At 59.4% G+C, this 22,708-nt stretch carries 18 protein-coding genes; 11 read left to right on the plus strand and 7 right to left on the minus strand.

Going from position 1 to position 22,708, the window contains the following annotated elements; all coding sequences use genetic code 11:
• Positions 1-206 precede the first annotated feature (206 nt).
• Genes ABIE16_RS03590 through ABIE16_RS03600 form a run of 3 tightly spaced genes read left to right on the plus strand, consistent with a single transcriptional unit; the run spans position 207 to position 4,691 of the window.
• Positions 207-1,949 (plus strand): type I secretion system permease/ATPase, encoded by a 1,743-nt coding sequence (locus tag ABIE16_RS03590; protein WP_429520614.1) that lies wholly within the window; start codon positions 207-209, stop codon positions 1,947-1,949.
• Between the two features lie 13 nt (positions 1,950-1,962).
• Positions 1,963-3,285: an HlyD family type I secretion periplasmic adaptor subunit gene (locus tag ABIE16_RS03595; protein WP_429520574.1), complete on the plus strand. Its 1,323-nt coding sequence runs from the start codon at positions 1,963-1,965 to the stop codon at positions 3,283-3,285.
• A 35-nt stretch (positions 3,286-3,320) separates the two neighbouring features.
• A complete protein-coding gene (locus tag ABIE16_RS03600) occupies positions 3,321-4,691 on the plus strand; it encodes a TolC family outer membrane protein (RefSeq protein WP_218494510.1) in 1,371 nt (456 codons plus the stop codon).
• A 151-nt stretch (positions 4,692-4,842) separates the two neighbouring features.
• Here the strand turns inward: ABIE16_RS03600 and ABIE16_RS03605 are convergent, their stop codons facing one another.
• On the minus strand, positions 4,843-6,123 hold the full coding sequence (locus ABIE16_RS03605) for a Wzz/FepE/Etk N-terminal domain-containing protein (RefSeq protein ID WP_429520575.1): 1,281 nt from the start codon (positions 6,121-6,123) through the stop codon (positions 4,843-4,845).
• A 479-nt stretch (positions 6,124-6,602) separates the two neighbouring features.
• On the opposite strand from ABIE16_RS03605, the gene ABIE16_RS03610 reads away from it, so the two are divergent.
• Both ABIE16_RS03610 and fabF read left to right on the plus strand, forming a co-directional pair.
• The gene (locus ABIE16_RS03610) at positions 6,603-7,397 is read left to right on the plus strand and encodes an SDR family NAD(P)-dependent oxidoreductase (protein ID WP_090457109.1); all 795 of its coding nucleotides are present in this window, start codon (positions 6,603-6,605) and stop codon (positions 7,395-7,397) included.
• A gap of 31 nt (positions 7,398-7,428) precedes the next feature.
• Entirely contained in the window at positions 7,429-8,703 is a 1,275-nt protein-coding gene (gene fabF / locus ABIE16_RS03615; RefSeq protein ID WP_429520576.1) for a beta-ketoacyl-ACP synthase II, read from the plus strand.
• Here the strand turns inward: fabF and ABIE16_RS03620 are convergent.
• From ABIE16_RS03620 to rfbB, 6 genes are all read right to left on the minus strand, one after another.
• Complete coding sequence (locus ABIE16_RS03620) at positions 8,700-9,257, minus strand: TetR/AcrR family transcriptional regulator (RefSeq protein WP_429520577.1); 558 nt, start codon at positions 9,255-9,257, stop codon at positions 8,700-8,702. The two genes, fabF and ABIE16_RS03620, sit on opposite strands and share 4 nt — an antisense overlap.
• Positions 9,258-9,423: 166 nt before the next feature.
• Entirely contained in the window at positions 9,424-9,591 is a 168-nt protein-coding gene (locus tag ABIE16_RS03625; protein ID WP_007985427.1) for a DUF2897 family protein, read from the minus strand.
• A gap of 141 nt (positions 9,592-9,732) precedes the next feature.
• Positions 9,733-11,097, minus strand: coding sequence for an ethanolamine permease (gene eat / locus ABIE16_RS03630; RefSeq protein WP_218494446.1), 1,365 nt, complete (start codon positions 11,095-11,097; stop codon positions 9,733-9,735).
• A gap of 258 nt (positions 11,098-11,355) precedes the next feature.
• Complete coding sequence (gene rfbD, locus ABIE16_RS03635; RefSeq protein WP_429520578.1) at positions 11,356-12,225, minus strand: dTDP-4-dehydrorhamnose reductase; 870 nt, start codon at positions 12,223-12,225, stop codon at positions 11,356-11,358.
• Positions 12,226-12,271: 46 nt separating this feature from the next.
• On the minus strand, positions 12,272-13,147 hold the full coding sequence (gene rfbA / locus ABIE16_RS03640) for a glucose-1-phosphate thymidylyltransferase RfbA (RefSeq protein ID WP_057713789.1): 876 nt from the start codon (positions 13,145-13,147) through the stop codon (positions 12,272-12,274).
• The gene (gene rfbB / locus ABIE16_RS03645) at positions 13,144-14,226 is read right to left on the minus strand and encodes a dTDP-glucose 4,6-dehydratase (protein WP_429520579.1); all 1,083 of its coding nucleotides are present in this window, start codon (positions 14,224-14,226) and stop codon (positions 13,144-13,146) included. The genes rfbA and rfbB overlap by 4 nt, the downstream gene beginning before the upstream one ends.
• Before the next feature lie 344 nt (positions 14,227-14,570).
• Between rfbB and kdpF the strand changes: the two genes are divergently transcribed.
• The 6 genes from kdpF to ABIE16_RS03675 all read left to right on the plus strand — a co-directional run bounded on the left by kdpF (position 14,571) and on the right by ABIE16_RS03675 (position 22,664).
• Positions 14,571-14,660: a K(+)-transporting ATPase subunit F gene (gene kdpF, locus ABIE16_RS03650; protein ID WP_007899818.1), complete on the plus strand. Its 90-nt coding sequence runs from the start codon at positions 14,571-14,573 to the stop codon at positions 14,658-14,660.
• An 8-nt stretch (positions 14,661-14,668) separates the two neighbouring features.
• Positions 14,669-16,378, plus strand: coding sequence for a potassium-transporting ATPase subunit KdpA (gene kdpA, locus ABIE16_RS03655; RefSeq protein ID WP_218494448.1), 1,710 nt, complete (start codon positions 14,669-14,671; stop codon positions 16,376-16,378).
• A 10-nt stretch (positions 16,379-16,388) separates the two neighbouring features.
• Entirely contained in the window at positions 16,389-18,446 is a 2,058-nt protein-coding gene (gene kdpB / locus ABIE16_RS03660) for a potassium-transporting ATPase subunit KdpB (RefSeq protein ID WP_429520580.1), read from the plus strand.
• Positions 18,447-18,590: 144 nt separating this feature from the next.
• Positions 18,591-19,136 carry a potassium-transporting ATPase subunit KdpC gene (gene kdpC / locus ABIE16_RS03665; protein ID WP_218494450.1) on the plus strand — a complete coding sequence of 182 codons (546 nt, stop codon included), beginning with the start codon at positions 18,591-18,593 and terminating at the stop codon, positions 19,134-19,136.
• Positions 19,137-19,265: 129 nt separating this feature from the next.
• Complete coding sequence (locus ABIE16_RS03670; RefSeq protein WP_218494451.1) at positions 19,266-21,917, plus strand: sensor histidine kinase; 2,652 nt, start codon at positions 19,266-19,268, stop codon at positions 21,915-21,917.
• A 48-nt stretch (positions 21,918-21,965) separates the two neighbouring features.
• Positions 21,966-22,664: a response regulator gene (locus ABIE16_RS03675; protein WP_090457093.1), complete on the plus strand. Its 699-nt coding sequence runs from the start codon at positions 21,966-21,968 to the stop codon at positions 22,662-22,664.
• The last annotated feature ends 44 nt before the right edge of the window (positions 22,665-22,708 follow it).

Consider the following 22,708-nt stretch of genomic DNA (forward strand, 5'->3'; position numbering starts at 1 on the left):
TTACAGTTCTTTGGGCGGTATGTTAAAGAACCATTATTAGCCATATCGTAATTATAAATCTTCAGAGAGTAAGGGCGAGTGCTGCTCGTCGATTGCATTGCTCTGCCGGAATACTGGCGATTTCATTCTGCAAGCGTTGCTCAGGTGATACACTCGCGCGCCCCGCAATCCCCCGATCAATACACCAGGTTGTCAGTTCCGAGATGATACGCAGTACACCCGAAAACAGCCTGCAAGTAGCCCTGAGGGCCTGCAGGAGCAGCTTCATATCGGTGGGTTTTTTCAGTCTGTTCATCAATGCACTGATGTTGGTCCCGACCTTCTACATGCTTCAGGTCTACGGGCGGGTCGTCACGGGCGGCAGCCTGACGACGCTGGTCATGTTGACCATTATCCTGACCTTCCTGCTCGTGACGATGGGCCTGCTGGAGTGGGTACGCTCGCGGATCATGGTTCGTGTCAGCACCAGGCTCGACGTGCTGCTTGGCCGTGATGTCTACAGGGCCAGTTTCAAACGGGCCTTGGACAGCGGTGGCATGGATGCGTCGGCCCAGTCGCTCAGCGACCTGACCGGGCTGCGCCAGTTCATGTCAGGGAACGGTATGTTCGCGTTTTTTGATGCTCCGTGGTTGCCGATCTATATCGCAGTGCTGTTCCTGTTTCACCCCTGGTATGGCTGGACGGCAATCGGTTGTGCGGTGGTTTTGCTGGCGCTGGCCAGTATCAATGAGCAATCCACGGGCAAAGTTCTGGCGGAGGCCAACAAGCAGAGCATTGGTGCGACACTGCACACCACCAAGAACTTGCGCAACGCCGAAGTGATCGAGTCCATGGGCATGCTTGACTCCCTCATGTCACGCTGGAGTCTGCGTCAAAAGAACGTGCTGTTGTTGCAGTCCCGAGCCAGCGATCGCAGCGGGATCATCACATCGATATCAAAGACTTTCCGTCTGCTCGTTCAATCACTGATTCTTGGCCTTGGCGCTTATCTGGCGGTCAGCCATGAGATCAGCCCCGGGCTGGTGATCGCAGGTTCCGTGCTGTTGGGGCGAGCGCTGGCGCCGCTGGACTTGATGATCGGCAGTTGGAAAGGATTCATTGCTGCCCGCTCACAATACGCACGCCTGAACAGCGTTCTCGACCAGCAAAGTGCCGAGCCGGAGCGGATGCAATTGCCCGCTCCAATCGGACATGTGACGGTAGAGAACCTCACGCTGGGGGCTCCGGGATCAAGGACCCCGATCATCAAAGGCATCGGTTTCAACGCACCGGCAGGCGCCATGATCGGTGTTGTCGGACCAAGCGCCTCGGGCAAGTCGACGCTTGGCAAGGCCTTGATGGGCGTGTGGAAACCACAGCTTGGGGTCGTTCGTCTGGATGCCGCCGATATTGCCAATTGGGACAGAAGCCAATTGGGGCCGCACCTCGGGTATTTGCCGCAAGACATTGAATTGTTCGAAGGCACTATCAGCGACAACATCGCGCGTTTTGGTGTCGTTGATCCGGATAAAGTGGTGCAGGCGGCCAGGACCGCCAGTGTCCACGAAATGATTCTGATGCTGCCCAATGGCTACGATACGGTCATTGGCGAAGGGGGCATCAATCTGTCGGGTGGGCAACGTCAGCGTATCGGGCTGGCCCGGGCACTCTATGGCAGCCCGCGGCTTATCGTTCTGGATGAGCCGAATGCTCACCTGGACGAGATCGGTGAACGTGCGCTGGCGTTGGCGCTGCAACATTTGAAACTCACGGGGGCGACGGTCTTCGTCATCGCCCACCGGACCTCGATCCTGGCCCAGCTCGACCGCTTGCTGGTGATGAACGCCGGCACCATCAGCCTGTATGGCCCGCGGGATCAGGTCCTCGCGCAACTCAATGCGCCTCAATTGGCCGCCCAGCAAAAGCCGGCTGCCTGGGCCGGCACAGACGTCGTGTCGACCGACGTTTGACAGGAAACTCTCGATGAACCGTACGCTCGCTACTCCTGCCGATACTTTCGCAGATCTGCCCACGTCCGACATGTCTATACGCCGAACAGGATTTTTCATTGTACTGGTGACGTTCGGCCTGTTCGGCGGGTGGGCGACGTTTGCCCCACTCGACGGTGCGGCCTACGCGCCGGGCGTCGTTACCGTGCAAACGTATCGCAAGACGGTGCAGCATCTGGAGGGCGGCATCGTCAAGGACCTGCTTGCCCATGACGGCGATGTCGTAAAGAAGGGCGACCCGATCATCGTGCTCGATGACGCTCAACTGCGCTCCGAATACGAGATGACCCGTAGCCAGTTGATCGCTGCCAGGACGGCGGAGGCGCGCTTGCTCGCCGAGCGGGATAACCTTCCGACAATTGCCTTCCCGAGCGATGTCAATTCCGACAGTCAGCGCAGTGATGAGGCGCGTTTCGGCGAGACGCAGGTGTTCAACGCGCGGCGTAGCTCGCGACTTGGGCAAATCTCGGTCCTGCAAGAGCGTATTGGTCAGTTGAATCAGCAAATCAAGGGAACCGACACCATGATCGGTACCAAGACCAGCTTGCAGGAATCCTACAGCGGCGAAATTGCCGAGTTGAAAGAGTTGCTGGCCCAGGGTTTTGTCGACAAACAGCGGATGCTGGAACAGGCGCGCAAGCTGGACTTGCTCAAGTCTGAAGTGGCGGATCACCGCTCGACAAACATCAAGACCAGGTTGCAGATCAACGAAACCCAGTTGCAGATCCTGCAGATCGACAAGGACTTCAACGCCGACGTTACCAAGCAGTTGGCAGAGACCCAGACCAAGGCCTACGACCTGCAGAAAAAAGCCTCGGCGCTGGAAGATCGCCTGAGCAGGGTGATTATTCGCGCTCCGGAAGACGGGATGGTGATTGGCATGACGGTTCACACCATCGGTGGCGTTGTGCGACCCGCTACGCCCTTGCTGGATATCGTTCCATCCGTTTCCGACCTGGTGGTCGAGGCGCAGGTTTCGCCCAATGACATCGACCGAATCGCTATCGGCAAGTTGGCGGACATTCGCTTCAGCGCCTTTAACACGGCCACGACACCTGTCATCGAAGGTCGAGTGACGAGTGTATCCGGCGATCGTTTGATCAACGAGAAAACCAGTGCGCCGTACTACCTGGCACGCATCAGTGTGACGGGGGAGGGCGCGCGGAAGCTGGGAGATCGCAAGCTGTTGGCGGGCATGCCGGCAGACGTATTGATCAACACCGGAGAGCGCACCATGCTGCAATACTTGATGCAGCCGGCACGTGACGTTATCGCCCAGTCAATGATCGAGGAGTGATCGTGCGTCTGTTTCCCTGCCTGGTTTTGGGTTCGATGGCATTGCCTGTCCATGCTGCTGAAGCGCCCACCGCCCGACCCTCTATCACTACGCCGCAAACAGCTTCGGTCAGTAAACAGAGCTACTCGGTCGACTTGATGCAGTTGTACCGCGAGTCGCGCCTGGAGGACCCTCGGGTGATCTCCTCTTACTCCAAGGCTCAATCCGGGGTCGAGCAGCAAAACCAGGCGTTTGGCAGTCTGTTGCCTTCGGTGACGGCCAACGCGGGTTTCAACCGGATCAAACAGTCCAACCTTCAAATCGACGAGGCCTACGACAGTCGCAATTATTCGGTGGGGTTGACCCAGCCGTTGTATAACAAGGCTGCCTGGGAAAACTACCAGCGCTATAAAAGCCTGGCCAAGCAGGCTGACTCCGAATCAAAAGAGGCTCAGGCCGAGGCCACGGTGGATCTTGCACAGCGATATTTCGCTGCGCTGGCTGCCGATGATGAACTTGAATTGGTGCGGGCCGAACGCAGGGCTACCCAGAAGAACCTCGACAGGGTCAGTGCGCTTTACAGCAAACAATTGGCGATGGTTACCGATTTGCTGGATCTCCAGGCCCGAGTCGATTCGCTGGCTGCCCAGGAAGTCGAAGCGCGTAACCAGTCCAGCCTGAGCCGTGTTGCGTTGTCGGAAATTATCGGACGACCGGTCAAAGAGAAGCTGAGTCGTGTGCGTAATGACGTCGAATTGAAGGTGTCCGCCGAAAGCCTGGAGAGTTGGGTCAATTTGGCGATCGCCGACAACCCGGCGATCAAGGCCAGTGAAAATGCACAGGAAGCAGCAGAGGCTGCCTTGCGCGAAGGTAAGGGCGGGCACTATCCCACGGTCAATCTGAACCTGAGCGCGCAGCAGAGCAACGAAGGCTACAACAATTCGTTGGCGCCACAGACCGACAGCTATGTCGCGGGTGTGGGAGTACAGATACCGATCTATAGCGGTGGCACGACGTCCGCGCGGGTAAGGCAGCTGTATCAGGATCAGCTCACCGCAGAACAGCAATTGATAGCGACGCGTCGGCAGGTGGTCAAGGAAACGACAAACGCGTATTTGACTGCAGACTCAAGCGTGGAAAAGATCCACGCCAGCCGCAATGCATTGGCCTCGGCCGAGCAATCGCGCATTGCTGCTGAAAAAGCATTTACCTATGGCGTGGTTAATGCCGTGGATGTCTTGACCGCTGTGCAGAACGAATTCAAAGCACGTCGCGATCTGCTCAAGACTCAATACGACTTTATAACCAACCTTTTTATCCTGAATCGCTGGGCCGGAAAGTTATCGGAAGAAAGTGTCGAAAACGTCAATCTCTGGTTGAGTGGAAATGATCAAGCGATCACTTCACCAGAGACGCTGCGGGAGTAAGTTGTCGGCCGTCACGCGCTCTTTGCGTAGCGGGACTGACAAGCTGTATTGTCAAAAAAGCGCTGTTGGAATTTTTTTGGGGATACAGGATGGTACTAAAGCTATTGGTCAAGTCGGGCTGCGCTTGAAGAGCAAGCGCAGCCCTCGACAATTAACGACGTGATGAATGCAGAGACAGTACGGCGCGACGAATGATGGCGACACCCAGGCCGAGTATGAATCCAAAGATCAGGCCAAATCCAACGATCAGGGCTTTCTTCGGTTTTATAGGCGCTTGAGGTTCCGTCGCATCTTTATCGACATTGACCAGTTTTAACTGATCGAAGTTTACATTCAGTTGCTTCAGGTGAGTCAACTCACCGCTGATGTCCGCGAAGTCCTTGAGAAACAGCTCAGGATGATTCCGCTCCTTGAGAAGTGCTGCTTCGCGGTTGGTGGCCAGCAGGCTGAGCTCTTTTTGAATCTCATCGATACGCGGCTCGGTGAAGTCATCGGAATGACGAGCTACCAAGGTGGCACGCTCTGCTTCCAGTGCCGCCTGTCCCAGGAAGTACAGAGGTATTTTCTGGTTGTTGACTTCCGTGCGGATCATGTTGCCCTGATGTGCTTGCTCTCCATCTCCCAGCGCCGAAGGTGTGGTGGGTTTTACAATTCCGAGTTTCTTGGCGATGACAATGGCTTCATCAAGTTCTTTGATGCGGTTTTGTCTGCGGCTTTGCAGTTGTTGACGCAGTGCTTTGAGTTCGTCTTGAAGTACTTGCTTTTTTAGCTGATCTTTTTCCAGCAAGTGGGCAATTTTGGAGTCTTTCTCTGCCTCATAAGCGGACTTTTTTGACTCCAGCTTCTTTTCAGCCTGGTCGATGCGGTTGGCAATCAATGTTTTTAAGTTTGAAGCAACTTTTTCCTTTTCGCCTTTGACAACGAAGTCGGTAAAGTCTCTCAAGATGCCTACGCCATCTATACCCTGAGGATATCTGAGACTAAGGCCAACGGCTTCGGAAAGGCTGGAGCTTTTTTTAGGGTCAATTTTCTCAAGCGAAAATGCTCTTTCGTTGAATCTCTCAAATGTATTCTCAATGGATTGCCCTGGTGCCTGCAATGGCGCAAGGTATTGCGGATTGGCCTGGAAGAACTTCAGGCGGACATCATAAGACTGCATTGAAGAACCAATGTTGTTCAGTGCGTCATTTGGAAGGAGTTTGTAGATTCCGGACTCATTCAACTCATCCAGGTCTGCCAGTGGGACAGGCCGGACAGTAGTTTCAACTTCATATTCAGGCGTTGCCAATAGAGCATAGGCAATAGCGACGGTAACAGTCAGTGCAGTAAACAATAGAACAATCGCCCTTTGATCCCAAAGGCTACCGATAAGCTCCTTTACTTCAACAACTTCCTGTCGGGGGGTATCAATAGTGTTTACTGGAATGTTCATTACGCGCTCTAAAAATTTGGACAGACTCTCCAAACTATGTCTGGAAATTGCCGTCATCTAGGTTAGAAAACTTTACATTTTGTTAAATTTTTTGGATTTTCCAGCATTTGTTAACAAACAGCAAGGGCGGGGAACTGTCACGGATGCGAGCGCAGTCGCGGCTCAGACATCGCCTTGAAGGCCCTATGGTCTGGCCCCCGTCTCTCTGTGACCGTTGAAAGCGCTTTGTTGATTCGCCCCACCGTTTATCGGTCGGCTCGCAATACCGTTCGCTCCATCCCATAGGCTCGTCGCGGTTTCATGGTCATTCTGGGGCTACTCTCCATTCTGGCTTGGGTTACTGACGAGAACCCTCCGGTCCTCGGCCAAGTAAAAATTACGGGTATCATATTTTAATGGAATTATGGTTATAATAAAATCCGCTTGCGCCGAAGTGCTTTCGCGTCAGGCGTCCTTCAGCATTCTCCAGGAGCACCGTCATGAATTCAGTTCAGTCCCAAGGTACGGCCCTCGTCACCGGCGCTTCTTCAGGTATCGGGGCGGTTTACGCTGAGCGGTTGGCAGCCCGTGGTTTTGATTTGTTGTTGGTGGCTCGCGACGAGCCGCGGCTGGAGGCGGCAGCGAGTAAGCTGCGCTCCGAGCATGGGATCAAGGTCGAAGTGCTGAAGGCGGATCTCACCCAGAAGGAAGACGTGCTGCAACTCGAACAGCGGTTACGCAGCGATTCGAGTATCAGCCTGTTGCTCAATAACGCCGGTGTGGCGGCGGACGGGCTGTTGGCCAATGCCGATACCAATCAACTGGAGCGAATGATTCAGTTGAATATCACCGCTGTCACGCGATTGGCCTCGGCGGCTGCGGCCAGCTTTACCAAGGCCGGGCGCGGCACGATCATCAATATCGCATCGGTGGTGGCATTGTTTCCCGAGCGTTTCAACGCGACATACAGCGCCAGCAAGGCCTACGTATTGAGCTTGACTCAATCGTTGAACGCAGAGCTGGATGGCACCGGAGTGAAGATCCAGGCGGTACTGCCGGGTGTGACACGAACCGAGATCTGGGAGCGCTCCGGTATTGATGCTTCACAAATTCCAGCGGAAATGGTGATGGAGGCGGGTGAGATGGTCGATGCCGCATTGTCGGGCCTAGATCAGGGTGAATTGATCACCATTCCTTCGTTGCCCGATGCGGCGGATTGGGATGCGTTCGTGGCGGCGCGTCATGTCATGGCGCCTAACCTTTCCAGAAGCAAGGCCGCTGCCCGTTATCGGTAAGCGCCATCAATCGGCTTGAGGTGTATTTGGTATGAGTGATCGTCGAGTAGTTGTAACGGGCCTGGGCCTGGTGTCACCGCTGGGGAGCGGTGTCGAAGTGGTCTGGGCGCGGCTGTTGGCCGGGCGTTCCGGGCTGCGCAATTTACCGCAAGAGGTGGTTGCCGATCTGCCGGCCAAGGTTGGCGGTGCAGTGCCTGCTCTGGCTGACGATCCGGAGGCGGGGTTCGATCCGGACCGGGCAACCTCACCCAAGGAGCAGAAGAAGATGGACCGCTTCATCCTGTTCGCCATGGAAGCGGCGCGTCAGGCACTGGAGCAAGCCGGCTGGCAAGCGCTGGATGCCAATGCCCAGGAGCGCACGGCCACCATTATCGGTTCAGGTGTAGGTGGTTTCGGCGCGATTGCCGAGGCGGTTCGCACCACCGATAGCCGTGGTCCGAGACGTTTGTCTCCATTCACTATCCCTTCATTTCTGGTCAACCTCGCGGCAGGTCATGTGTCGATCCAGCATGGTTTCAAGGGGCCATTAGGCGCGCCGGTCACGGCATGCGCTGCCGGGGTTCAGGCGATCGGTGACGCGGCGCGGCTGATCCGTACGGGGGAGGCGGATATCGCGGTGTGCGGCGGTGCGGAAGCGGCGATCGATCGGGTCAGCCTTGCCGGGTTTGCGGCTGCTCGCGCCTTGTCCAGCGCTTACAACGAAACGCCTGAGCGCGCTTCGCGACCGTTCGACAGTGGTCGAGATGGATTTGTCATGGGAGAAGGGGCCGGGCTGCTGGTCATCGAGTCTCTGGACCATGCACTGGCCCGGGGCGCGCACCCGCTGGCGGAGCTGGTCGGCTACGGCACCAGCGCCGATGCCTTTCACCTGACCGCCGGCCCCGAGGACGGCAGCGGTGCGCGGCGAGCGATGTCGTTGGCGTTGGCACAAGCAGGTGTTTCACCGGCTCAGGTTCAGCATCTGAATGCGCATGCAACCTCGACTCCGGTGGGGGATCTGGGAGAGCTGGCGGCGATCAAGGCATTGTTCGGCGCGCAAAACGGCATTGCCGTGACATCGACCAAGTCGGCGACCGGGCATTTGCTCGGTGCAGCGGGTGGACTCGAAGCGATCTTTACGCTGCTGGCGATCCGCGACCAGATCGTGCCGGCGACCCTCAACTTCGAAAACCCGGACCCTGCCGCTGAAGGCGTGGACATCGTTCATGGCAATGCTCGGCCAATGACCATCGAATACGCATTGTCCAACGGCTTCGGATTTGGCGGGGTCAATGCCAGTGTGCTGTTCAAGCGTTGGCAGGGTTAATCCTGCGAGTGTTTGAGGTGTTCGCGTGCGACGTCGAGAATCCGTTGGGCAAATTCGGCGTCGGCAACGCTACGCGATAACAGCAAGGCGCCGACCAGCGTAGACATGATCACAATGCTGCGCTCGGCGGTCCGCTCTCCGTCAAGGGTGTGCTGGATCTGATCGAGTCGCGCCTGGAGCACGACGTCGCTGGTTGGACTCGGTTGACCACGCAGCCCCAGTTCCGAAGAAATGGTCAACAGCGGGCAGCCTTCCTGAGGTGAGGTTTGATGCCATTCGGACAGATAAGCGTTGATGAAGGATTCGAGTGGATGCTCCTCGGCGAAGATTTGCGCGCACAACTCGTCGACTTGTGCGCCAGCCTCTTGCAAGGCTTTCTCTACCAGTTCGTCTTTGGACTTGAAGTGCGAGTAAAAGCCGCCGTGGGTCAAGCCCAGTGCTTTCATCAGGGGTTGCAGCCCGGTCGCGCCGATACCGTCGCGTCGAAATCGCGCTGAAGCTTCCTTGATTATGCGTTGGTGGGTCTGGGCTTTATGGTCCTGCGAGTAACGCATCTGATATCTCCGCATCAATGCGGACATATTAACCAATGAAAATTGCATGGTGACTGTACTTCTACTTCTAAAAAACATGCAGATGCTTCGATATGGGTCAGAAGCGGCATGAATTCAGGTGCTTTCACGCAAAAACAAACCCCGCCGTTCCAGGCGGGGTTTTCAGTCAGCGGTCCTGCGCTTCCTTGGCGTCCATTTCCGCATTGCGTTCGGCGACGCGCTTACGTTGCTCTTCGGTCAGTTCGACCTTGTTGGCGGTGTCACGCAGCAGCATCAGACCACCAACGATCGAGCCGATGGCAACGACCAGAATCAACCAGGCATACCAGGGCATAGGACTCTCCTTGAAAGCAGGCGGGTTGGCGAGGGTTCGCCAACCGATCGTGCATACCACTTTGAGTGATGGGGTTTTGTCGCAGTTCCATCGCTATTACCCCCATTCTATGCCTGTTGTTCAAGGTTCACTCGAACGCTTTCAATGTCCGGTCAACATCGCATCCGCTGGTGCGTCGGCGCGCAATTGCGCGGTGAGCATGAAGTACAGGAAACCGGCCACCATGAAGCCCAGGAAGATCAGGCCGATCAACGTGTTGAACCAGGCCATCGCCACCAGGCACACCACCGCCAGCATCAGTGCAATGAACGGCACCAGCGGGTAGCACGGGGCGCGGAAGGTGCGCTCCAGGTTCGGCTCGGTTTTACGCAGTTTGAACAGGCTGAGCATGCTCATGATGTACATCACGATGGCGCCGAACACGGCCATGGTGATCATCGCGGCGGTCAGTGTCATGCCGCCGAGGTTGATCAAGCCGTCGCTGTAGATGGCTGCAATGCCGATCACACCGCCGGCGATGATTGCCCGGTGCGGGGTTTGAAAACGCGACAATCTGGCCAGGGACGCCGGCAGGTAACCGGCCCGGGCGAGGGCGAAGAACTGCCGCGAGTAGCCGAGGATGATCCCGTGGAAACTCGCCACCAGGCCGAACAGGCCGATCCACACCAGCATATGCAACCAGCCCGAGCTTTCGCCGACCACGGTTTTCATTGCCTGCGGCAGCGGGTCGTTGATGTTCGACAGGGTGCGCCAGTCACCGACACCACCGGCGAAGAACATCACACCCATCGCCAGCAGCACAAGGGTCAGAATACCGCTGATGTAAGCCTTGGGAATCGTGCGTTTCGGGTCCTTGGCTTCTTCGGCGGCCATGGCTGCGCCTTCGATGGCGAGGAAGAACCAGATGGCAAAGGGGATGGCCGCGAACATCCCGGCAATCGCCGGGGCGCCGAACACGTCGGAGCCGGCCCAGCCATTGAGCGCGAAGTTGCTGAAGCTGAATGCCGGGGCGACCACGCCCATGAACACCAGCAATTCAGCGACCGCCAACACGCAGACCACCAGTTCGAAGGTCGCCGCCAGTTTCACGCCCAGGATGTTGAGGCCCATGAATACGAGGTAGGCACCGACTGCCGCGTGTTTCGGGTCCAGGGCAGGAAACTGGACATTGAGGTAGGCGCCGATGGCCAGGGCAATCGCCGGTGGGGCGAAGACGAATTCGATCAGTGTCGCCAGTCCGGCGATCAAGCCGCCTTTCTCGCCAAAGGCGCGACGACTGTAGGCAAAGGGACCGCCAGCGTGAGGAATGGCGGTGGTCAGTTCGGTGAAGCTGAAAATGAAGCAGGTGTACATGGTGGCGACCATGAACGAAGTCACCAGAAAGCCCAAGGTTCCGGCCACGCCCCAGCCATAGCTCCAGCCGAAATACTCTCCGGAAATCACCAGCCCGACCGCAATGCCCCACAGGTGCAAGGTGCCCAGCGTGGGTTTGAGTTGTGTGTTCATGGGTTTGCTCCCTGAGTGGTTTGGAAAGCTCAGGGGAGGCCAGTGCAGTGGGCGTGCCATTTCGCGATTGCACGTCGTAATGGGCTGAAAGCTGTCGTATCGGGGATGTTCGCCACTGGATGCGCGAATATTGTGCGTCAGTCAGGGGCGCGCCGGTTTCAAATGCGGCTTTCGCGAGCAAGCCCGCATACCCGCTTCCCACACCGCGGCAACGCGCAGGTTTGGTATTTCAATGCAGGTGCGGGCAGCGGTTGATATTCAGGCTTGCAGATTGAGGCACTCGCGCAACGCCGTTTGCCAGTCTGGTTGGCTGACACCCCAGTCGCGTTGCAAGCGACTGCAATCCAGGCGCGAGTTGAGCGGTCGGGCTGCGGGTGTCGGGTAGTCGCTGGACGGGATCGGTAACAGGTCGGCGCAGGGCTTGCCCTGTTGTCGCAGCGCTTCACCGATCGCCTGGGCGAAGCCGAACCAGGAGGTCTCACCTTGAGCGCTCAGGTGATAAGTACCCCAGTTGGTAACCTGACTCGTCTGCCAGCGTTCAATCAGGGCAAGGGTGCTATTGGCGATTGTACCGGCCCATGTAGGTGCGCCGATTTGATCGGCGACTACACGTAACTCAGGTTTCTCTTGCAGCAGACGTTGCATCGTCAGTAGAAAATTGCGGCCATGAGTCGAGTAGACCCAGCTGGTACGCAGAATCAGATATTGACCTTGCACGTCCCTGATGGCCTGTTCGCCGGCCAGCTTGCTCTTGCCGTATACCCCGAGCGGGTTGGGCGTGTCGTCCTCGTTGTAAGGTCCGGCTTTCATCCCGTCGAATACATAGTCCGTGGAGTAATGTATCAACGGGATGTCGAGAGCCAGCGCTTCTTCGGCAAGGATGCCGGGAGCTACGGCGTTAATGGCAAAGGCTGATTGCGGTTCACTTTCTGCCAGATCAACCGCTGTATGGGCCGCCGCGTTGATGATCAGATCGGGTCGAATGTTTTGCACTTGATGGCGAATCTGATCGGGCTGCGCGAGATCGAGCTGATCGCGACCCAATACGACCAGTTCGCCGACAGCCCCCAGCCGCTGTTGCAATTCATGTGAAACCTGACCGTGTCGGCCATTGATGAGTATTTTCACGGGAACAGTCCAGTCTCGTTACCGGGCGAATCGGGCTCGCACAGGTTCATTGCTCTTCCCCTGCCAGCTTGGCCAGGTACTGGCCATACCCGGTTTTGCCAAAGTACCGGGCGCGCTCCATCAACTGTTCGCGGTTGATCCAGGCGTTTTCATAGGCGATCTCTTCGAGACAGGCGACTTTGAGACCCTGGCGGTGTTCGATGGTCTGCACGTACTGAGAGGCTTCGAGCAAGCTATCGTGGGTGCCGGTGTCGAGCCAGGCGAAACCTCGACCAAAACGCTCGACCTGCAGATCGCCACGTTGCAGATAGGCATTGTTGACGTCTGTGATTTCCAGCTCGCCGCGAGGCGAAGGTTTCACCGCCTTGGCGATCTCGATCACATCGTTGTCGTAGAAGTACAGGCCGGTAACGGCATAACTGGATTTCGGCGCTTTCGGTTTTTCTTCGATCGAAAGGGCACGGCCATCGCTGTCGAAATCAATCACGCCGAAGCGCTCGGGGTCCTTGACCCAGTAGCCGAATACGGTGGCGCCGGAGGTGCGTTTTGCCGCGTTCTGCAATTGTTCGCCAAAGTGCTGACCATGGAAGATGTTGTCGCCCAGGATCAGGCACACAGGGTCATCGCCAATGAACTCTTCGCCAATCAGAAAGGCCTGGGCCAGACCGTCCGGTGATGGCTGCTCGGCAAAGCTGAAATTCACCCCGAACTGGCTGCCGTCACCCAGCAGATTGCGATATTGGGGCAGATCCTGCGGGGTGGAAATCAGCAGAATATCCTTGATGCCGGCCAGCATCAGCACCGAAATCGGATAGTAGATCATTGGCTTGTCGTAGACCGGCAACAGCTGTTTCGACACTCCAAGCGTAATCGGGTGCAGGCGCGTGCCCGAGCCACCCGCCAAAACGATGCCTTTCATCATGCGAGCAGCTCCTTGGGATTGATGGCGCCAAGGCGTTCGCCCTGATAGCTGCCGTCTTGAACGCGGCGGCACCATTCCAGATTGTCCAGGTACCATTGAACGGTTTTGCGCAGGCCGGTTTCGAAGGTCTCTTCGGGCACCCAGCCCAGTTCGCGTTCAATCTTGCTGGCGTCGATTGCGTAACGCAGGTCATGCCCAGGGCGATCCTGGACGAACGTGATCAGGTCGGCGTAATGCGCAACGCCCTCGGGCTTGTGCGGTGCCAATTCTTCGAGCAGGGCGCAGATGCCACGCACCACGTCGATGTTCTTTCGTTCGTTATGCCCGCCGATGTTGTAAGTCTCACCGACAGTGCCGGTGGTCACCACTTTGAGCAGCGCACGGGCGTGATCCTCGACGAACAGCCAGTCGCGCACTTGCAGGCCATTGCCATACACCGGCAGCGGCTTGCCGGCCAACGCATTGAGGATGACCAGCGGAATCAGTTTCTCGGGGAAGTGGAACGGCCCGTAATTGTTCGAGCAATTGGTCAGCAGCACCGGCAAGCCATAGGTCCGCTGCCAGGCGCGGACCAGGTGGTCGGACGCTGCCTTGCTGGCGGAGTAGGGCGAGCTCGGCGCGTAGGGCGTCGTTTCCGTGAACAGATCATCGACACCGTGCAGGTCGCCGTAAACCTCGTCAGTGGAAATGTGATGAAAGCGGAAGGCGCTTTTCTCAGGTTCCGGGAGGGCTTGCCAATAGGCTCGGGCGGCTTCTAGCAGGCTGTAGGTGCCGACAATGTTGGTCTGGATGAATTCCGATGGCCCGTCGATGGAACGATCGACGTGGGACTCCGCTGCCAGGTGCATGATCGCGTGAGGCTGAAAGCGCGCCAGCACTGCACTGACGGTCGCCTGATCGACAATATCGGCCTGAACGAACTCGTAGCGAGTGTCGTTGGCAATGCTGGTCAGCGACTCGAGATTGCCGGCATACGTCAGTTTGTCCAGGTTGAGCACTTCATGCTCAGTGTGTTGAATCAGCTCGCGGACAAGGGCCGAGCCTATGAAACCGGCTCCGCCGGTAATTAGGATACGCACGTTGGGCCAGCCTTTTTCAGTAATGCGAATAGAGGTAGCTTGCAGGCGCAAGCGGGGAGGTGCAAGAGATCCTGACCCCAATCGGTTGCGTCGCGTCATTTGGGCCGGATTATCCATGACTTGCAACCAGCACTCACTACTCTCGCGCACAATTTAACGCTCTACGTACGACACTCCCGGTTTTTTCCGTGCTGGAACGCCTTCCCGCACCCTGTAACCCCCGCGTAAACCCACTCTTTACGCTTTCTTTATGCCCTGCGGGCACCCTCGATCTCGTTCCTTTACAGCCTCCTTTCCGACAATGACTCCACACGCGGCAATACGCCGTAACACGGAGAACTTCCATGAGCGTTCTGGACGGGGTGTCGCTGCTGCTGGCAGTGGGGCTGTTCATTTATCTGTTGGTTGCGCTGCTGCGCGCGGACCGGAACTAGGAGCGGCTATGCACAGTTATGACTATTGGCTGATCCTCGGTTTTTTTGCCCTGGTTTTGGTCCCGGCGCCGTTTCTCGGGCGCTTCTACTACAAGGTGATGGAAGGGCAGCGCACCTGGCTGACGCCGATTCTCGGTCCGGTCGAACGTGGTTGTTATCGTCTGGCCGGCGTCGATCCGCAAGCCGAACAGAGCTGGCAGAAATACGCCCTGGCCTTGATTGCCTTCAACCTCGCGGGTTTCCTGCTGCTGTTCACGATCCTGTTGTTCCAGGACCACCTGCCGCTCAACCCGCAGAACCTGCCGGGTCAGGAGTGGACGCTGGCGTTCAACACCGCCGTCAGCTTCATGACCAACACCAACTGGCAGGCCTACAGCGGCGAAGCGTCCCTGAGCTACTTGAGCCAGATGGCTGGCCTCACCGTGCAGAATTTCGTCAGCGCCGCCACCGGTCTGGCGGTACTGGTCGCGTTGTGTCGCGGCATCGGCCGCAAATCCACCCGGACTCTGGGCAACTTCTGGGTCGACATGACCCGCGCCACCCTTTACGGCTTGCTGCCGCTGTGCCTGCTGCTGGCGCTGTACCTGGTCTGGCAGGGCGTGCCGCAAACTTTCGCGCAGTACGTGAATGCAGTGACTATGCAGGGTGTTGACCAAGTGATTCCGCTGGGACCGGCTGCCAGTCAGATTGCCATCAAGCAATTGGGCACCAACGGTGGTGGCTTCTTCGGCGTGAACTCGGCGCATCCGTTCGAGAACCCGACGGCGTGGAGCAACCTGTTCGAAGTGGCCTCGATCATCCTGATCCCGGTGGCACTGGTGTTCACCTTCGGTCACTACGTAAAGGACCTGCGTCAGAGTCGCGCGATCATCGCCTGCATGCTGGCGCTGTTCCTGATCGGCGGCGCGACCTCGCTGTGGGCTGAATACCAACCTAACCCTGCCTTGAACAACGTCGCTGTCGAGCAGACCGCGCCGCTGGAAGGCAAGGAAGCGCGTTTCGGCACCACCGCCACCGTGCTCTGGTCGGTGACCACCACGTCCGCGTCGAACGGTTCGGTAAACGGCATGCACGACAGCCTCAACCCACTGAGCGGCATGGTGGCCCTGGTCAACATGATGGTCGGCGAAGTGATCTTCGGCGGCGTTGGCGCCGGGCTCTACGGCATGTTGCTCAACGTGCTGATCGCGGTGTTCCTCGCCGGCCTGATGATCGGCCGCACTCCGGAATACCTCGGCAAGAAACTGCAAGCCAGGGAGGTGCAATTGCTGGTGGTGACCCTGATGGTCATGCCGATTGGCGTACTGGTGCTCGGCGCGATCGCCGCCAGCCTGCCAGGCCCGGTGGCTGCGGTGAGCAACCCTGGGCCTCACGGATTCAGTCAGCTGCTCTACGCCTACACCTCGGCCAGTGCCAACAACGGTTCCGCTTTCGCTGGCTTCGGCGCCAACACCCCCTTCCACAACCTGATGCTGGGCCTGGGCATGTTGATCGGTCGCTTCGGCTACATCCTCCCGGTCCTGGCCCTGGCCGGCAGCCTGGCGCTGAAGAAAACCGCCCCGATCGGGCAGAACAGCTTCCCGACCCACGGTCCGCTGTTCGTGACCCTGCTGACCGTGACCATTTTGCTGGTGGGTGGATTGACCTTCCTGCCGACTTTGGCACTGGGTCCAATCGCTGAACATCTGGGTATGGCTGCTTTTGGGTTAAAGAGCTAAGGAGCTGATGATGAATATGCCCGTAACCAAAACCGTCGCCGCCAAGGCACCGGAACAAACTAAAACCGCGATCTCGGCCCTGTGGCGCCCGGCGCTGCTGCAAGCTTTCGTCAAGCTCGACCCACGGCAGTTGCAGCGTGCGCCGGTGATGCTGGTGGTCGAACTGACGGCGATCCTGACCACCGTGCTGTGCTTCATTCCCGACACGGCGGTGCCGACTTTCGTCGCCGCACAAATCGCGGTATGGCTGTGGTTCACCGTGCTGTTTGCCAACTTCGCCGAGGCCCTGGCCGAAGGTCGCGGCAAGGCCCGCGCCGACAGCCTCAAGGCCGGCAGTGAAGGCTTGAGCGCCCGGCGCAAGACCGGCAACGGCAGCTTTCAGGTGGTGCCCGCCGCCAACCTGCGCAAGGGCGATGTGGTGCGCGTCGAAGCCGGGGAGATGATCCCCGGTGACGGCGAGGTGATCGAAGGCATCGCGGCAGTCAACGAAGCGGCGATTACCGGTGAATCGGCCCCCGTGATTCGCGAGTCCGGTGGCGACCGTTCGGCCGTCACCGGCAACACGCGGCTGGTGTCCGACTGGCTGCTGGTGAAGATTACCGCCAACCCCGGTGAGTCGACCCTGGACCGCATGATCGCCCTGGTCGAAGGCGCCAAGCGCCAGAAAACCCCGAACGAAGTGGCGCTCGATATCCTGCTGATCGGCCTGACCCTGATCTTCCTGCTGGTGGTCGTCACCCTGCAACCGTTCGCCCACTTCGCCAATGGCAGCCTGCCGCTGGTGTTCCTGGTGGCGCTGTTGGTCACGTTGATTCCGACCACCATCGGCGGCTTGCTGTCGGCCATCGGTATCGCCGGTATGGATCGCCTGGTGCGCCTGAACGTGATCGCCAAGTCCGGTCGTGCGGTGGAAGCGGCGGGGGACGTGCACGTCCTGCTGCTGGACAAGACCGGCACCATCACCTTCGGTAACCGTCGTTGCTCGGCGGTATATGCCGCGGCTGGCGTGACAGCCGGGGAGTTGGCCGAAGGCGCGTTGCTGGCCTCGCTGGCCGACGACACTGCGGAAGGCAAGTCGATCGTCGAGTACCTGCGCGGCACCCATCCGCAACCGGAACCGTCCGCTGAGGTGCTGACAGCCGTGCCATTCAGTGCCGAAACCCGCTTGTCCGGTGTCGACTATCAGGGGCGCGTGTACCGCAAGGGCGCGGTGGATTCGTTGCTGGCGTTCGTTGGCCTCAAGCGTGCTGACCTGGCACCGGCCCTGTCCCGTGAAATCGACAAGATCGCCCAAAGCGGCGGCACCCCGTTGCTGGTGTGTGCCGACGGCAAGTTGCTCGGGGTGATCCACCTCAAGGACGTGGTCAAGCCCGGTATCCGCGAGCGTTTCGCCGAGTTGCGCAAACTGGGGATCCGCACCGTCATGGTCACCGGCGACAACCCGTTGACCGCCGCTGCCATCGCCGCTGAGGCGGGTGTGGACGATGTGTTGGCCGAAGCCACGCCGGAGAAAAAACTGGCGCGCATTCGTCACGAGCAAAACGACGGTCGTCTGGTCGCCATGTGCGGCGACGGCGCCAACGACGCCCCGGCCCTGGCCCAGGCGGACGTCGGCATGGCAATGAACGACGGCACGCAGGCGGCCCGTGAAGCGGCCAACATGGTCGACCTCGACAGCGACCCGACCAAGCTGCTGGATGTGGTGCAGATCGGCAAGGAGTTGCTGGTCACCCGCGGTGCGCTGACGACCTTTTCCATCGCCAACGACGTGGCCAAGTATTTCGCAATCCTGCCGGCGCTGTTTGCTGCGATCTACCCGCAGCTTGGTGTGCTCAACGTGATGCACTTGAGCAGCCCGCAGAGCGCGATCCTCTCGGCGATCGTGTTTAACGCCCTGATCATTGTGGTGCTGATTCCGCTGGCGCTACGCGGTGTGCGGGTTCATGCGGCGAGTGCGGCAGCGTTGTTGCGGCGCAATCTGTTGATCTACGGCCTGGGCGGGATTCTGGTGCCGTTCGTGGGAATCAAGGCGATCGACATGCTGTTGACGGCGTTGCATCTGGTTTGACTGAACACGCCCCCTGTAGGAGCGAGCTCGCTCGCGATGGTGGTTAACGATAACGCGCCCTTTCTGACAAAGCGCGGCGCCTTCAGATCCATCGCGAGCAAGCTCGCTCCTACAGGTTTTTCCTGTGAATTCGAGGATTTTCAAATGTCCACATTGATACGCCCGGCCCTGAGCCTGCTGGTCCTGATGACGCTGATCACCGGCGTCGCTTATCCACTGGTGGTCACCGGCGTGGCCCAGGTCGTGTTCCCGGATCAGGCCAACGGCAGCCTGGTGCGGGATGCCGAGGGCAAGGTCCGCGGGTCCTCTCTGATCGCTCAGGATTTCGTTGGCGACGCCTGGTTCCACCCGCGTCCTTCGGCCGGTGCCTTTGCCACCGTGTCGAGCAGTGCCAGCAACCTGTCGCCGAGCAACCCGGCGCTGGCGATGCGGGTGATCGACGATGCCAGCAAACTGCTGGTGCCAGGCCAGGGACCGGTGCCATTGGCGCTGGTCACTACGTCCGGCAGCGGTCTCGATCCGCACTTGCCACCGGCGGCGATTGCCTATCAACTGGCGCGTGTCGCGACGGCGCGCAATCTGCCGGTAGCGACCCTGCAACAACTGCTGGACGCCCACATCGAGCAGCCATTGGTAGGCCCGCCGGTGGTGAATGTGCTTGAGTTGAATCGGGCGCTGGAAAAACTGTAAATCAGCGGCGCTGCCAATCGCGGGCAAGCCCGCTCTCACATTGGAGTGCGTACACCTGTGGGAGCGGGCTTGCTCGCGAAGACTGCAGAACAGTCACTACATCAATCCAGGTAAAAAGAGACCCCAAGCATGAGCAACTCCGGCCGCGCCGACGCGCTGTTAGCAGACCTGCCCCGCGATGGCCGTGGCCGGCTCAAAGTGTTTCTCGGTGCCGCGCCGGGTGTCGGCAAGACCTACGCCATGCTGCAAGCGGCCCACACCCAGTTGCGCCAAGGGGTGAAAGTCATTGCCGGCGTCGTCGAAACCCACGGCCGGGCCGAAACCGAAGCACTGCTCGGCGGCTTGTCGCAGCAGCCGTTGGTACGCTCCGAGTACCGTGGCGTGTTGCTCGAAGAAATGGACCTTGACGGTCTGCTCCTCGCCAAACCCAAGCTGGTGCTGGTCGACGAACTGGCGCACACCAACGCACCCGGCAGTCGTCACGAAAAACGCTGGCAGGACATTCAGGAACTGCTCGCCGCCGGCATCGATGTGTACACCACGGTCAACGTCCAGCATCTGGAAAGCCTCAACGATCAGGTGCGTGGCATCACCGGCGTGCAGGTCCGCGAAACCCTGCCGGACTGGGTATTGCAGGAAGCTTATGAACTGCTGCTGATCGACTTGCCACCACGGGAGCTGCTCGAGCGATTGCGCGATGGCAAGGTCTATGTGCCGGAGCAGGCGCGGGCGGCCATCGATGCGTTCTTTTCCCAGACCAACCTGACGGCCCTGCGCGAACTGGCGATGCAGACCGCGGCGGCTCAAGTCGATAACGATCTGGCCCAGGGGTATCGTCAGTTGGGGCAAGCGGCGCCGGCCGTGCGCGGGCGTTTGCTGGTAGGGGTCGACGGCGATGCCCAGGCCGAGCGCCTGGTGCGTCATGCCAGTCGCGTGGCCCAGCGGCGGCACTTGCCCTGGAGCCTGGTGCACGTGGACAACGGCAGCGTGCGTGACGAGCAGTCCCGCCTGCGCCTGCAAAGCGCCCAGCAACTGGCCGAGCGCCTGGGCGGCGAAGTGGTGTTGCTGCGTGCCGGTGAGGTGGCGAAAACCCTGATCCAGCATGCCGCCGAACGCCGTGCCAGCCTGGTGCTGGTGGGTCAGTCCCGGCCGCGTTTGCGCCGACGTCTGTTCGGTGGCGGGCTGGCGGCGCGTCTGCTGCGTAATGCGCGCGGGCTGGAAATCAACGTTCTCGACAGCGATCACCAACCGCATCAACCCCATCGGCGGTCGATGCATTCACTGGTCTGGTTCGACTACGCATTGGCCGTGGTGGCGACGATTCTGGCCAGCGCTCTGGCCTGGGCCGTGGCGAGCGTACTGCCACTGCCGAACATTTCCCTGGTGTTCCTTGCGGCGGTATTGCTGGTGGCGGTGCGCAGCAGTCTCGGGCCGGCGCTGGCCTGTGCGGCGCTGTCGTTCCTGACCTATGACTTCCTGTTCATTCCGCCGAATTTCTCTTTCAGCATCCAGCGGGAAGAAGACGTGCTGACCTTACTGTTTTTCCTGCTGATGGCGGCCCTCACCGGCAACCTCGCGGCACGCCAGCGCAGGCAATTGCAGGCACTGCGCGATACCCAGGAAGAGACCACCGAACTGCTCGACCTGTCACGCAAACTGACCGCCGCCACCGACCGCCAGGCTGTGGTCAGCGCGGCTGCCCAGCACCTCAACGGTTGGAGCGACGTGCAACTGTGCTTGCTCAATCGCGACGGGCAAAACGGCTGGAAAGTCGAAACCGGTGGCCCACTGGAGTTCACCGAAGCTGAGCGCGCCGCCGCCGATTGGGCCTGGCAGCACGATCAACCCGCGGGTGCGGGCACCGGCACCTTGCCGTTCGGCCGCTGGTGGTGGTGGCCGTTATCGGTGGAAGACGGCCCGCTGGCGTTGCTCGGCGTGTGCGCCAGGGAAGGCCAGGCCCTGAGCGGCCAACGCCGACGCTTGTTGACCGCGCTGACCCAACCGCTGGCCCAGGCGCTGGCCCGGGCGCAACTGGCCGATGATCTGGAAGCGGCTCGGCTGCACGGCGAAACCGAGCAACTGCGCAGCGCCTTGCTGGCATCGGTGTCCCACGATTTACGCACACCGTTGACATCCATGCGCGGCAGTATCGATAGCCTGCTGGCCCTGGGTGAAGCGATCCCGCTGGAGGATCGACGTGAACTGCTCGAAGGCACCCGCGATGAAGCCGAGCGCCTGGACCGCTACATTCAAAATCTGCTCGACATGACCCGGCTCGGCCACGGTGCCCTGAAGCTGGCGCGGGACTGGGTATCGCCGGCAGACATCGTCGGCAGTGCGCTCAACCGTCTGCGGACAGTCCTTGCGCCGTTGCAGGTCAGCACCGACGTGCCGGCGGAGTTACCGTTGCTGTTCGTGCATGCCGCGCTGATCGAACAGGCACTGATCAACGTGATGGAAAACGCCGCGCGGTTTTCGCCACCCCACGGGCGTTTGCAATTGTGCGCAGGGGCTGATGACAGTGAGCTGTTTTTCTCGGTCAGCGACGAGGGCCCGGGGATTCCGGAGGAGGATCGGGCGAAGATTTTCGACATGTTCTATACCGCGGCGCGGGGTGATCGCGGCGGGCAGGGTACGGGGCTGGGGCTGGCAATTTGTCAGGGCATGGTCGGTGCCCATGGCGGGCGTATCAGCGTTGCCGACGGCATCGAGGGGCGCGGCACCTGCATCACGTTGCACCTGCCGCTACAGGCTCAGCCGGGATACGAAAGTGAAGCCTGATCGCGCTTGCGCTACTCTCTTGCCACTTCTTTGTGTTGATGTGAATTCATGAGCCAGACCGCGACCATTTTGGTCATTGACGACGAACCGCAGATCCGCAAATTCCTGCGCATCAGCCTCGCTTCCCAGGGCTACAAAGTGCTGGAGGCGGGCACCGGCAGTGAAGGATTGGCGCAAGCTGCGTTGAACAAACCGGACTTGCTGGTACTCGATCTCGGCTTGCCGGACATGGATGGCCAACAGGTATTGCGCGATTTTCGCGAATGGTCGACGGTGCCGGTACTGGTGCTCTCCGTGCGCGCCGGTGAAGGGCAGAAAGTCGAGGCCCTGGATGGCGGCGCCAATGACTACGTGACCAAGCCATTCGGCATTCAGGAGTTCCTGGCGCGGATCCGTGCGTTATTGCGCCAGGCGCCCGCAGGCGAGGTGCAACAAGCGGAGCTGAACTTCGGTCCGTTGACGGTCGACCTGGCGTATCGCCGGGTGCTGCTCGACGATGTCGAAGTCGCACTGACTCGCAAGGAGTACGCCGTGCTGGCGCAACTGGCGCGGCATCCCGGGCGGGTGATCACCCAGCAGCAATTGCTCAAGGACATCTGGGGGCCGACTCACACCGAAGACACTCACTACCTGCGCATCGTGGTCGGGCATTTGCGCCAGAAACTGGCGGATGACCCGACCCGACCACGGTTCATCGTGACCGAGGCTGGGGTGGGGTATCGGTTGTTGAGTGAAGGCAGCCTTTAGATCTTCGTTGCCTGGTCTGACGTCATCGTCGGAACGCCGCCCGG

Source organism: Pseudomonas sp. 2725, assembly GCF_050434585.1.
GTDB lineage: Bacteria > Pseudomonadota > Gammaproteobacteria > Pseudomonadales > Pseudomonadaceae > Aquipseudomonas > Aquipseudomonas jessenii.